Annotated in this window: 11 protein-coding genes; 3 read left to right on the top strand and 8 right to left on the bottom strand. The window is 73.0% G+C overall.

Features of this window, described 5'->3' with window-relative positions:
• The first annotated feature begins 3 nt into the window (after positions 1–3).
• Entirely contained in the window at positions 4–1,050 is a 1,047-nt protein-coding gene (locus PUW82_RS04660) for an LLM class flavin-dependent oxidoreductase (protein ID WP_274221161.1), read from the top strand.
• Between the two features lie 40 nt (positions 1,051–1,090).
• On the opposite strand, the gene pheA is transcribed toward PUW82_RS04660, so the two are convergent.
• Positions 1,091–2,056, bottom strand: a complete 966-nt coding sequence (gene pheA, locus PUW82_RS04655) for a prephenate dehydratase (protein WP_274221160.1) — start codon at positions 2,054–2,056, stop codon at positions 1,091–1,093.
• A gap of 133 nt (positions 2,057–2,189) precedes the next feature.
• Between pheA and pgm the strand changes: the two genes are divergently transcribed.
• Positions 2,190–3,830 carry a phosphoglucomutase (alpha-D-glucose-1,6-bisphosphate-dependent) gene (pgm, locus tag PUW82_RS04650; protein WP_274221159.1) on the top strand — a complete coding sequence of 547 codons (1,641 nt, stop codon included), beginning with the start codon at positions 2,190–2,192 and terminating at the stop codon, positions 3,828–3,830.
• Between the two features lie 121 nt (positions 3,831–3,951).
• On the opposite strand, the gene PUW82_RS04645 is transcribed toward pgm, so the two are convergent.
• A complete protein-coding gene (locus tag PUW82_RS04645) occupies positions 3,952–4,440 on the bottom strand; it encodes a MarR family winged helix-turn-helix transcriptional regulator (RefSeq protein ID WP_274221158.1) in 489 nt (162 codons plus the stop codon).
• Between the two features lie 93 nt (positions 4,441–4,533).
• Between PUW82_RS04645 and PUW82_RS04640 the strand changes: the two genes are divergently transcribed.
• Complete coding sequence (locus PUW82_RS04640; protein WP_274221157.1) at positions 4,534–5,463, top strand: NADP-dependent oxidoreductase; 930 nt, start codon at positions 4,534–4,536, stop codon at positions 5,461–5,463.
• Between the two features lie 39 nt (positions 5,464–5,502).
• On the opposite strand, the gene PUW82_RS04635 is transcribed toward PUW82_RS04640, so the two are convergent.
• From PUW82_RS04635 to PUW82_RS04610, 6 genes are read right to left on the bottom strand one after another with little or no spacing between them, the layout of a single operon-like run.
• Positions 5,503–6,489, bottom strand: a complete 987-nt coding sequence (locus PUW82_RS04635; RefSeq protein ID WP_274221156.1) for a Gfo/Idh/MocA family protein — start codon at positions 6,487–6,489, stop codon at positions 5,503–5,505.
• A complete protein-coding gene (locus tag PUW82_RS04630; protein WP_274221155.1) occupies positions 6,486–7,652 on the bottom strand; it encodes a glycerate kinase in 1,167 nt (388 codons plus the stop codon). Before PUW82_RS04630 ends, PUW82_RS04635 begins: the two co-directional genes overlap by 4 nt.
• A gap of 5 nt (positions 7,653–7,657) precedes the next feature.
• The gene (locus PUW82_RS04625) at positions 7,658–8,677 is read right to left on the bottom strand and encodes a LacI family DNA-binding transcriptional regulator (RefSeq protein ID WP_274221748.1); all 1,020 of its coding nucleotides are present in this window, start codon (positions 8,675–8,677) and stop codon (positions 7,658–7,660) included.
• A 24-nt stretch (positions 8,678–8,701) separates the two neighbouring features.
• A complete protein-coding gene (locus PUW82_RS04620) occupies positions 8,702–9,586 on the bottom strand; it encodes a sugar phosphate isomerase/epimerase family protein (RefSeq protein ID WP_274221154.1) in 885 nt (294 codons plus the stop codon).
• Positions 9,583–10,785, bottom strand: coding sequence for a dihydrodipicolinate synthase family protein (locus PUW82_RS04615; RefSeq protein WP_274221153.1), 1,203 nt, complete (start codon positions 10,783–10,785; stop codon positions 9,583–9,585). The genes PUW82_RS04620 and PUW82_RS04615 overlap by 4 nt, the downstream gene beginning before the upstream one ends.
• An 8-nt stretch (positions 10,786–10,793) precedes the next feature.
• Complete coding sequence (locus PUW82_RS04610; protein ID WP_274221152.1) at positions 10,794–12,011, bottom strand: Gfo/Idh/MocA family protein; 1,218 nt, start codon at positions 12,009–12,011, stop codon at positions 10,794–10,796.
• Between the last annotated feature and the right edge of the window lie 108 nt (positions 12,012–12,119).

Genomic DNA, 12,119 nt, shown 5'->3' with positions numbered 1-12,119 from the left:
GATATGACTGATGCAGCCCGCCCCGCCCTGTCCGTGCTCGACCTGGTGCCGGTGCACACCGGGCAGACCAGCGCCCAGGCGATCTCCGCGTCGCTGACGGTCGCGCAGCGCGCCGACGAGCTGGGCTACCGCCGCTACTGGTTCGCCGAGCACCACAACATGCCGGCCGTCGCCTCGACGACGCCGCCCGTGCTCATCGCCGCCGCGGCGTCACGCACCTCGCGCATCCGGGTCGGCTCAGGCGGAGTCATGCTGCCCAACCACTCGCCGCTCGTCGTCGCCGAACAGTTCGCCGCGCTCGAGGCCATCGCCCCGGGACGCGTCGACCTCGGCATCGGACGCGCTCCCGGGAGCGACCCGGTCATCACTCAGCTGCTGCGCCAGTCGGGCACGACGAGCGACGTCGACCGCTTCCCCGACAACATCCGCGACATCCTCGCGCTCGTCTCGGGCGACGGCGCGACGGTGCGGTTCACCTCGGGCGGCACCTACGACGTCCATGCGACGCCCTCCGCCACCTCGACCCCCGACGTCTGGCTGCTCGGATCGAGCGATTACTCCGCGCAGCTCGCCGCGGCGCTGGGCCTGCCCTACGTCTTCGCCAACCACTTCTCGGGCGAGGGTCTCGATCGCGCGATCGGGCTGTACCGCGACCAGTTCCGCCCGTCCGAGACCCTCGCGGCGCCGCGGACCTTCCTCACCGCCAACGCCGTCGTGGCCGACAGCGACGCCGAAGCCGAGGCGCTCATGCTGCCGCAGGCCCGCATGATGGCGCGTCTGCGCGGCAACCGTCCGCTCGTGGCCCTTGAGACCGTCGAAGAGGCCGCTGCCGCCGAGGCGTCCGACCACCTCGCCGCTCCCCTGCTCGACGCCCTGCGCTCGCGCTGGTTCGTCGGCACCGGACCCGCCGCGCAGTCCGCCCTGACGGCCTTCGCGGCGCAGCATGGCGTGGACGAGGTCATGATCTCGCCCGTCGCCGCCGCGTACGACGGTGAGCACCCGGATGCCGCTCCCAGCCGCATCCGCACGCTCGAGCTCCTCGCCGCCTGACGCCCGCACCGCTCGACGGCGCCGACTCAGGGCCGGGGGGTCAGGCCTCGGGTTCGCCGGAGAGAAGTGCGCGCAGCCAGTCGCGCGCCTCGACGAAGACGTCGTCGGAGTAGCGCTCGGGGTAGCGGACGATCGCGCGGTCGGCCCGCGGGTACGACCCGAGGAACAGCACCTTGGGGCTGAAGCGGCGCAGGCCCATGAGCGCGTCGGCCATCCGCTCGTCGGCGATGTGGCCTTCCGCGTCGATGACGAAGCGGTACCGCCCGAGGGCGTCGCCGATGGGCCGCGACTCGATCAGCGAGAGGTTGATGCCGCGCGTCGAGAACTGCTCGAGCAGCTCGAGCAGCGCGCCGGGGCGGTCGTCGGGGAGCTCGGCGATGAGCGAGGTCTTATCGGCTCCGGTCGGCGGCGCCGGCGCGACGGTGCGACTGACGAGCACGAACCGCGTCACCGCGTGCTGGTTGTCGCCGATGTCAGACGCGAGCAGCTCGAGGTCGTGGTGCTCGAGGATGCCGGGCGGCGCGATGGCCGCGTCCGCGTCACTCACCCCGTCGATCAGGCCGACCGCCGCGGCGACGTTGCTGGCCGCGGGCAGGTGCGCGTGCTCGGGCAGCGTCTTCAGCAGCCAGCCGAGGCACTGCGCGTAGGCGACCGGATGCGCGGCGACGGTCGAGACGTCCTCGAGGCGGCCGCCCGGCCGGGCGACGAGCACGAAGTTCACCGGCACGAGGTACTCGCCGATGATCCGCAGCCCCGGCATGGTCGCCAGCGCGTCCTGCGCGGTCGACACCCCGCCGTCGACCGAGTTCTCGATGGCGATCATCGCGGCATCCGAGCGGCCCTCGACGACGTCGGTCAGCGCCTCGCCGACATTGCGCACGGGGCGCCAGATCTGCTCCCGAGCCTCGGGAACCTGCGCGAGCGCGGCCTCGGTGAAGGTTCCCGCCGGGCCCAGATAGCTGTAGGTGCGGCGCGGGGAACCGGATGCCTCCGAAGCGATGCTCACGGTGAGTCAGCCTACTGCGACCGGCTCACCGTGCCCGCCGGGAGGGGATCCGCCGGTATCACGGCCGTGAGGTCGGTGCGAACTCGGCGCGATCGACCAGCGGATCGGCCGTTGAGCAGGCAGACTAAGCACCATGAGCCGCGCAGGACAGCCCGCCGAAGCATCCGACCTCATCGACATCGATGAACTGATCGCCGCCTACTACGACCGCAAGCCCGACGCGTCGGTGCCGGCGCAGCGCGTCGCGTTCGGCACGAGCGGTCACCGGGGGTCGTCGCTGGCGACGAGCTTCAACGAGGACCACATCCTCGCCACGACGCAGGCGATCGTCGACTACCGCCGCAGCCAGGGCATCGAGGGGCCGCTCTTCCTCGGCCGCGACACGCACGGCCTGTCGCTGCCCGCCGAGCGCAGCGCCATCGAGGTACTCGTCGCCAACGGCGTCGATGTCCGCGTCGACGCCCGCGACTCGTGGGTGCCGACGCCCGCGCTCAGCCACGCGATTCTCACCTACAACCGGGACCGGGATGCCGCTGACGCGGGCCGCGCGGACGGCATCGTCGTCACGCCGTCGCACAACCCGCCGCGCGACGGCGGCTTCAAGTACAACCCCCCGCACGGCGGCCCGGCCGACACCGACGCCACCTCGTGGATCGCCGATCGCGCCAACGAACTGATCGCTTCGGGGCTGGCGGACGTGCAGCGGACCCGTCACGCCGACATCGACCTCGATGGCCTCGGCCAGTACGACTTCCGCGACGCCTATGTGCGCGATCTCGCGACGATCATCGACATCGATGCCATCCGCGGCGCGGGCGTCCGCATCGGCGCCGACCCGCTCGGTGGCGCCTCAGTCGAGTACTGGGCCCTCATCGCCGAGGTCTACGGCCTCGACCTGACGGTCGTGAACCCCGAGGTCGACCCCACCTGGAAGTTCATGACGCTCGACTGGGACGAGAAGATCCGCATGGATCCGTCGTCTCCCTCGGCGATGGCCGCGCTCGTGGCCCGCCGCGACGAGTACGACATCCTCACCGGCAACGACGCCGACGCCGACCGTCACGGCATCGTCACACCCGACGCCGGGCTCATGAACCCCAACCACTACCTCGCCGTCGTGATCGACTACCTGTTCTCGAACCGGCCCGGCTGGCCGGCGGATGCCGCTGTCGGCAAGACCCTGGTCTCGTCGATGATCATCGACCGCGTCGCCGAGTCTCTCGGGCGCACGCTGCTCGAGGTGCCCGTCGGGTTCAAGTGGTTCGTGCCCGGCCTGCTCGACGGCTCGGTGGCGTTCGGCGGCGAGGAGTCGGCGGGGGCGTCGTTCCTGCGCACGGACGGCACGGTGTGGACCACCGACAAGGACGGCATCCTGCTCTGCCTGCTCGCGGCCGAGATCCTCGCCGTCACCGGCAAGACGCCGTCGCAGCGCTACGCCGAGCTCGAGGCGCAGTTCGGTTCGTCCGCGTACCAGCGCGTCGACGCCCCCGCGACGCCCGAGCAGAAGGCCGCCCTCGGCAAGCTGTCGGGCGACGCGGTGACCGCGACCGAGCTCGCCGGCGAGCCGATCACGGCGAAGCTGTCGCACGCACCGGGCAACGGTGCCGCGATCGGCGGCCTGAAGGTGCAGACCGAGCACGCCTGGTTCGCCGCGCGCCCCTCGGGCACCGAGGACGTCTACAAGCTGTACGCGGAGAGCCTGCGCGGCCCCGAGCACCTCGCCGAGGTGCAGGCGGAGGCCCGCGCCGTCGTCTCCGCAGCCCTCGGCGGCTGATCCCCGCTCGGCGTCCTCGCATCACACGCCCAATGCACGGCTGAGCGCCGCGTGCACGACCTTCGAGCGTGGGCAGGTCGTGCGCTCGCGGCGAAGCCGTGCGCTCGCAGGGGTGCGGTGGTCAGCGACGCCGGGATGCCGAACGCGGCGGCGCCGAGCGCAGGTGCGCGGTCACGTTGCCGAGGATGCGCGCGAGGTCGGCGGCATCTGCGTCCGACAGCGGCGCGAAGAGCAGGCGGTGCACCGTCTCGATGTGCCCCGGGAACACGGCGGCGAGTACGTCGCGCCCGCCGCTCGTCAGGGCGACCACGGTGCTGCGCTCGTCCTCCGGCGAGGGTGACCGCGTCACGTATCCGCGCTGCTCGAGCAGCGTGGCCTGGTAGGTGAGCCCGCTGCGGCTGTAGACCACGCCGTCGGCGAGGTCGGTCATCCGCAGGGTGCCGCCCGGAGCGTCGTTCACGCGCGCCAACAGCTGGAACTGCACGTAGCTCAGACCACCGGCATCCTTCAGCTGCGCCTCGACGGCGGGACGCAGCAGACTGCCCACTTCAGTGAAGGCGAGGTAGGCCGCGAGCTGCGTCGGCGTCAGGGAGCGTGGCGCGTTCGTCATGATCTCGATCCTATCTGTTGCTTCACATTCGAAGCAGTGCTACGTTCGGGTTATCGCTTCGAATTCGAAGCACTTAGCGCGAAGGATCACATCATGAAGGCAGTGCAGTTCTCTCAGACCGGTGGCCCCGACGTCCTCAAGATCGTCGACATCGTCCGCCCCGAGCCGGGTGCCGGCCAGGTCCGCATCCGCGTCGCGGCGTCGGCGTACAACGCCGCGGACGGCGGAATGCGCGGCGGCTTCCTCCCCATCCCTGTCGAGCTCCCCCACGTGCCCGGGTACGACGTCTCGGGTCACATCGACGCCGTCGGCGCCGGCGTGACCGACCTCGCCGTGGACGACACCGTGATCGCGTTCCTTCCCATGGAGCGCGACGGCGGGGCGGCGGAGTACGTACTTGCTCCCGCCGACGTCGTGGTCGCCGCGCCGACCAGCATCCCCCTCGCCGATGCCGCCGGCCTGCCCTCCGTGGCGCTGACCGCATGGCAGGCCCTCTTCGACGACGGTCGCCTCGAGTCGGGTCAACGAGTGTTGATCGTGGGCGCCGGCGGCGTCGTCGGCACGTACGCCGTCCAGCTCGCGAAGCGCGGCGGCATCCACGTCATCGCCACCGCGAGCCCCCGCAGCATCGCCGACGTCCGCGCCGCGGGCGCCGATCAGATCATCGACCACACCGCGGGCGACGTGCTCGCCGCGCTCGACGGTCCGGTCGACGTGCTGCTGAACCTCGCGCCGATCGAGCCGGAGCTGTTCGAGACCTACGTCTCGGCCGTGGTCGACGGCGGCGCGGTCGTCAGCACGACGGCCTTCATGGCCACCCCCGGCGACGAGGCACGAGGCGTCCGCGCGGCGACGGTGTTCGTCCGCCGTCACCGCGACCGGCTCGCCGAGCTGGTCCGGCTCGTCGACGAGGGCGCACTGACCGTCGAGGTCACGCGGCGCATCCGTCTCGACGAGCTGCCCGCCCTGCACGCCGAGGCCGCCGAGAGCGGCATCACGGGCAAGGTCATCGTCCAGCCCTGACCGGCTTCGTCGAGACCCGATGAGGGGGCCGCCCGGGGCTCAGCCCCGGTGCAGCGCCGCCGCCCAGTCGTCGAGCAGCCGCGCCACCGCGACGCTGTGCGACCCGGGCATCTCGTCGGCCTCCACCCGACCGCCTGCGAGCAGCGCGGCGACGGCGTCCGCCTCGGCTGCGAACGGATGCACCACCGCGGCGATGCGCGTCTGCGGGCCCCCGCCGGTCTCGATGAGCAGGTGCTCGGCCGAGGCGGTGCGCGAGCCCCACGCGTCGGGCAGCCGCAGCGTTCCCGACGAGCCGATCAGCTTCGCCGATCGTGGCAGCGCCGCGCGGATCGAGGTCTCGATGTGGGCCTCGAAGTCACCCGCGGCCACGACGGCGGTGGCGTGCTCGTCGACGCCCGTCGGGCCGATGTCTCCCCGCGCCTCGGCGATGCGCAGCTCGTCGGGGGCGATCCCCGCCGCGGCAGCGACCTGCACGGCGAGCGAGAGCGGGTAGCCGCCGACATCGAGCAGCGCTCCCCCGGCCAGCGCGGGATCGAAGAGCCGCCCGGTCCGCTCCTCGGCGCGGAACCCGAACGATGCGCTCAAGCGCCGCGCGGCGCCGATCTCGCCGGTCGCGACGATGTCGTCGAGCATCCGCGCGAACGGCGAGAACCGGTTCTTGTACGCCTCGACGAGGGGCACGCCCGCGTCCGCCGCGACCGCGAACAGCTGCCGTGTCTCGGCCTCGCTGGTCGTCAGCGGCTTCTCGCACAGCACCGCACGGCCGGCCCGCAGCGCCGCCTCGACCAGGGCGCGGTGCGCCGGGTGGACGGTCGAGACGTACACCGCGTCGATGCCCGGGTGGCCGATGACATCGTCGTACCCGCCCGCGTGCTCGGCGCCGTAGCGATCGGCGAAGGCTCGGGCCCGAGCGGGGTCCGAGCTGCCGACGGCCGCGAGCGAACCCGACCGTGTCGCGTGCAGCCCGGCGGCGAAGCTCTCGGCGATCTGCCCGGGGCCGAGGATCGCCCACCGCACCGGCGTCACGCTCCGGCTCCCGTGCCGCGACCGGTCGGCCGGTCGGCTCCGCCTGCGGAAACGGTTGCGGCGAGGGCGGCCCCCGCTGCGCGCAGCCAGCGGGCGGGGTCGGCGAACGACGCATCCGACGACCCGGCGAGGTCGGTGAGCGAGACGGATGCCGCGAACGCCGCCGTCTCGGCATCCGGCGCGATCCTGCCGGCGACGAGGGCGGCGGGCACCCCGGCGTGCGCGGCGAGCTCGGCGACGAACGCGGGCACTTTGCCCGCAGCGGACTGCCCGTCGAACGAGCCCTCGCCGGTGATGACCAGATCCGCCGCCGCGACGGCATCCGCGAGACCGATGAGCGTCGCGACTTCGCGGGCACCGGGTGTGAGACCGGCACCCCAGGCGAGCAGCCCGAATCCGGTGCCGCCGGCCGCTCCCGCCCCGTCGGTCGACGCGAGGACATCGCCCCGCGGCACGGCCCGCGACAGACCGGCCAGCGCCCGTTCGGCGGCGGCGACCCCGGCGGCATCCAGGCCCTTCTGCGGTCCGAAGACCGCCGCGGCGCCGCGGGCACCCAGCAACGGGTTCGACACGTCGGTGAGCACGACGGCGCCGCCGGGGGGCAGCGGACGCAGCTCCGCGAGGTCGGCGGTCGCGAGATCGGCGAGGCCGCGGGCGCCGGGGACGATGTCGGCACCGTGTCGGTCGGCGAACCGTGCGCCCAGCGCCCGCAGCATGCCGACGCCGCCGTCGGTCGAGGCGCTCGATCCGATGCCGAGGACGACCCGCGAGACGCCGGCGTCGAGCGCCGCGGCGATCGCCTGCCCGAAGCCGGTCGTGTCGGCGTCGAGGCCGCGCCGAACGTCGCCGAGCAACTCGATGCCCGACGTCGACGCGAGCTCGACGACGCCCGTGCCGCGTTCGTCGTCGGGCGACGGAAGCCACAGCCACGACGCCGCGACAGGCTCGCCGTGCGGGCCCGTGACCGTCACCGGCATCCGACGGGCGCCCGGCACCGCCGCGGCGAACGCGTCGAGCGTCCCCTCGCCGCCGTCGGCCATGGGGCGCAGGTCGATCCGCGCCGCGGGCTCGGCGGCCGTCCACCCCGCCGCGAGGGCGCGGGCCGCCGCGGCAGCCGAGAGCGACCCCTTGAGACTGTCGATCGCGACGACGACGCGCGTCACGGCCGTCACCCGCGCGCGGGCGTGCTCTCGCGCACGAGCACCTCGAGCGGCAGCGACGCGTCATCGGTGTCGCCCGGCGCGTCGATCGCGGCCCGCAGCGCGCGCTGACCGACCTCGAGCAGCGGAACGCGCACGGTCGTGAGCGGCGGCGTGACGTCACGGCCCGTGGGGATGTCGTCGAAGCCGGCGAGAGCGATGTCGGCGCCCGGTTCGCGACCGGCCGCGCGCACCGCGGTGAGCGCACCGATGGCGACGACGTCGCTGATGCCGAAGACCACCGTGCCGGGCTCGACGCCGTCGGCCAGGGCAGCCGCCATCGATTCCGTGCCGGACTCGCGGCTGAACCCGCCCCGGTAGACGCGGGGCTCAGCGCCGCCCCCGGCGGTGAACCCCTCGGTGAAGCCGGCGAGGCGGTCGTCGCTCGTGACGACGCCCTCGGCCGCCGCGAGGACGACGGCCGCGCGGTACCCGCGCGCGGCGAGGGCGGCGCCGAGCTCGCGCGCGCCGCCGTGGTTGTCGATCGTGACGCTGCGGACGGAGGGTGCCCCGGCGCCGAGAGCGACGACCGTGCCGCCGGCCGCGGCGATGAGGTCGAGCTCGGCGGTCAGCTCGTCGGACATCTCGCGCGAGGTCCGCGACGCGGCGAGGATGATGCCGCGCGGTCGCTGCCCCCGCAGGGCGCGCACCAGACGCAGCTCCCGCGCCGGGTCGCGCTCGGTGATCGCGACGGTCACGACGAGGCCGGCCTCGTCGGCGCCGCGTGCGACGCCGGCCGCCAGCTGACCGAAGTAGGGGTCGGCGATGTCGGCGACCAGCAGGGCCACGATCGCCGAGGTGCCCCGGGCGGTCGCCTGCGCCGACAGGTTCGCGGTGTAGCCGAGCCGCGCCGCGGCCTGCTCGACCCGCTCGCGGTAGGCGTCGGCGACCTTGCGGGTCGAGCCGTTGAGCGCCCGCGAGGCGGTCGCGAGCGACACCCCCGCCTCTCGCGCCACGTCGTGCAGCGTGGCCGCGCCACGCGGCGACATCCCCGTCTGTCCCACGAGCCGAGTCTATGCCGTGGCCGCTCGCGCGCCGGCGAGGTGCGGAGCGACGGCGTCACCGAAGGCGGCGGCGGTGCGGGCGACGACGGCGGCGGGATCGTCGGCCCAGATGTCGGCGTTGAAGATCTCGACTTCGATGTCGCGGTCGTAGCCCGTGGCCGCGACGGCCCGGGTGAGCGCGGCGAAGTCGATGACGCCGTCGCCGGGATAGTGGCGGCTGAGCAGCACGTCGGCCGGCAGCGGCGTCTTCCAGTCGCACACCTGGTAGGTCGCGATGCGGCCCTCGCGTCCGGCGCGCTCGATGGCGGGCAGGACGTCGGGGTCCCAGAAGATGTGGAACGTGTCGACCGCCGCCCCGACGACGTCGGGGGCGAAGTCCGCCGCGATGTCGAGCGCCTGCTCCAGCGTCGAGACGACGCACCGGTCCGAGGCGAACATCGGATGCAGCGGCTCGATGGCCAGCGTGACGCCCGCCGCCTGCGCGTACGGTGCGAGCTCGCCGATCGCATCGCGCACGCGCTCGCGGGCGCCGACGAGGTCGCGCGACCCCTCCGCCAGCCCGCCGGCGACGAGCACGAGGACGGCGGTCGATCCGGCCGCTCCCGCGGCCGCGAGGGTCGCCGTCTCGTCGATCGCGACGCGGTTGTCGTCGAGCGAGGCGCGGCGAGCCGGCCCCTCGGGCATCGTGAAGAAGCCCGCTCGGCAATGCGTGGTGAACCGCAGGCCCGAGTCGGCGAGCATCGCGGCGGCCGTCGTGAGACCGACCTCGTTGACCGGCTCGCGCCACAGCCCGATCGCCTCGACGCCCGCCTGCGCCGTGACGTGCAGCGCCGTAGCGAGGTCGGCGTGCTTGATCGTGGCCTGGTTGATCGACAGGCGGGCGTCGACGCTCACGCCTCGACCCCGTTCACGCGCAGCAGGGCGTGCCAGCGATCGGCGGCCAGCTCCGGCTGCTCGAGTGCGCGCGCGGCGTTCGCCAGCTCGACGATGCGAGAGAGGTGCGGCAGGCTGCGCGCCGAGTGCAGTCCGCCCACCATCTGGAACGCGGCCTGGTGCCCGTTCAGCCACGACAGGAAGGCGACGCCGGTCTTGTAGTAGAAGGTCGGCGCCGCGAAGATCTGCCGGCTGAGCTCCTCGGTGGGCCCGAGGATCGCAAGGTACCGGTCGGCGTCGCCCGCATCCAGCGCCTGGATCGCGGCCGACGCGACCGGAGTGAGCGCCGCGAACGCGCCGAGCAGCGCGTCGGAGTGCTGCCGCGCCGAGGCGGGGTCGCGTTCGGGCTGAGACGCCTCGGGCACATCGGCACCGCCGATGAGGCCGACGTAGTTGAAGTCGTCGCCGGTGAACATGCGCACGCCCTCGGGCAGGCGCTCGCGCACCGAGACCTCGGACGCCGCGTCGAGCAGGCTCATCTTCACGCCCGCGACCTTGTCGGTGTTCTCGCCGATGATCTCGAGGAGCACGTCGGATGCCGCCCGCCAGTCGGACGACCCGAAGTAGCCCGCGAGCGCGGGGTCGAACGCCGTGCCGAGCCAATGCAGCACGACCGGACCGGATGCCGCCGCGAGCACCTCCCGGTAGACGCGTCGGTAGTCGTCGGCCGACGCCGCCGCCCGCGCGAGGTGCCGCGACGCCATGAGAACCGGTCCAGCGCCCTGGTCCTCGGTGTAGGCGAGCTGGCTCTTGAAGGCGTCGATCACCCGGTCGAGCGCGATGTGCTCGTCGTCGACGTGGTCGGTGTTGACGCCGACGACGACCGAGCCGCCCTCCTCGCGCGCGACCTCCGCCGAGCGGGCGATGAGCTCGCGGGTCGCGGCGGCATCCAGCCCCATGTTCCGCTGCGCGGTGTCCATCGCGTCGGCGACGCCGAGGCCCCACGAGTAGACCGACCGGCGAAACCCCAGGGTCGCGTCCCAATCGATCTGCGCCGGCTGGCCGGGGGTGTTGTCGGCCGAGACGACCGGCACGACGTGCGCCGCAGCGTAGGCGACACGGCTGCGCAGCGGCGTCGCGGGCCGAGCGAAACCGGGCGCGTCGCTGAGGGGAACGAAGGTGACGGCGCCGTCGGCGCCGAGGAGGGTGAGCTCGGTCATGACGCGGCTCAGTCGATGCTGAGGACCGGCAGCGCGACCTTGCGGCCCTCGCGGCTCGACTGCAGACCGGCCTCGGCCAGCTGCACCCCGCGGGCCCCGGCGAGCAGGTCGAACTCGTAGGGGGTGTCGGTGACGTACGAGGTGAGGAACTCCTCCCACTGCTGACGGAACCCGTTGAGGAACACGTCGTTGGTGGGGACGCTCTGCCAGTCGGCGTCGTAGTCGTGGTCGTCCTCGAGATCGGGGTTCCAGACCGGCTTGGGGGTGGCGTTGCGCGGCTGAATCTTCGCGCCGAACAGGCCGACGACCGCCGAGCCGTGGGTGCCGTCGACGTGGAACTCGACGAGTTCGTCGCGGTTGACGCGCACGGTCCACGACGAGTTGATCTGCGCGACGATCGGTCCGTGCTCGGGGCCGCCGTCGAGCTCGAACACGCCGTACGCGGCATCCTCGGCGGTCGCCGTGTAGTGCTCGCCCTTCTCGTCCCAGCGGTCGGCGATGTGCACGGCGGCCTGCGCGTAGACCGTCTCGACGGTGCCGAAGAGGTTCTCGAGCACGTAGTTCCAGTGCGGGAACATGTCGACGATGATGCCGCCGCCGTCCTCGGCACGGTAGTTCCACGAGGGACGCTGCGCCGGCTGCCAGTCGCCCTCGAAGACCCAGTAGCCAAACTCGCCGCGCACCGACAGGATGCGGCCGAAGAACCCCGAGTCGATGAGGCGCTTGAGCTTCTGCAGCCCGGGGAGGTAGAGCTTGTCGTGGACGACGCCGGTCTTGACGCCGGCCTCGGCGGCGAGCTTCGCCAGCTCGAGCGCCTCGTCGACCGACTCGGCGGTGGGCTTCTCGGTGTAGACCGTCTTGCCCGCCGCGATCGCCTTGCGCAGCGCCGAGGCGCGGGCCTTCGTCACGAGGAAGTCGGCGTAGATCTCCCAGCGGGGGTCGGCGAGCGCGGCGTCGAGGTCGGTCGTGTAGTCCTCGATGTCGTGCTTGGCGGCGAGGTCGGCGAGCTTCGCCTCGCTGCGACCGACCAGGAGCGGCTTGACGGTCACCTTCGTGCCGTCGGGCAGCTCGATGCCGCCCTGGTCGCGGATCGCGAGGATCGAGCGCACGAGGTGCTGGCGGTACCCCATGCGGCCCGAGACGCCGTTCATGATGATGCCGATCTCACGGACCTGCGGGGCGGTCGCCGTCTCCGGCGCGGGGCTGAGGATGGTCGTCTCTGACACGGTTCGTCCTTCGAATGGTTCGCTCACGGTGGGAGTGGTAAGCGCTTTCCCACACTGTAGAGGGGGGTGACGGCTCCGCGCAAGCCGCGCAGCCGAGGGGTGAGGTCG

It is taken from the genome of Microbacterium thalli, assembly GCF_028737325.1.
In the GTDB taxonomy this organism is placed as follows: Bacteria; Actinomycetota; Actinomycetes; order Actinomycetales; family Microbacteriaceae; genus Microbacterium; species Microbacterium thalli.
Note: the sequence above shows the minus strand (reverse complement) of the source record. Positions and strands in the feature narration are given on the sequence as shown.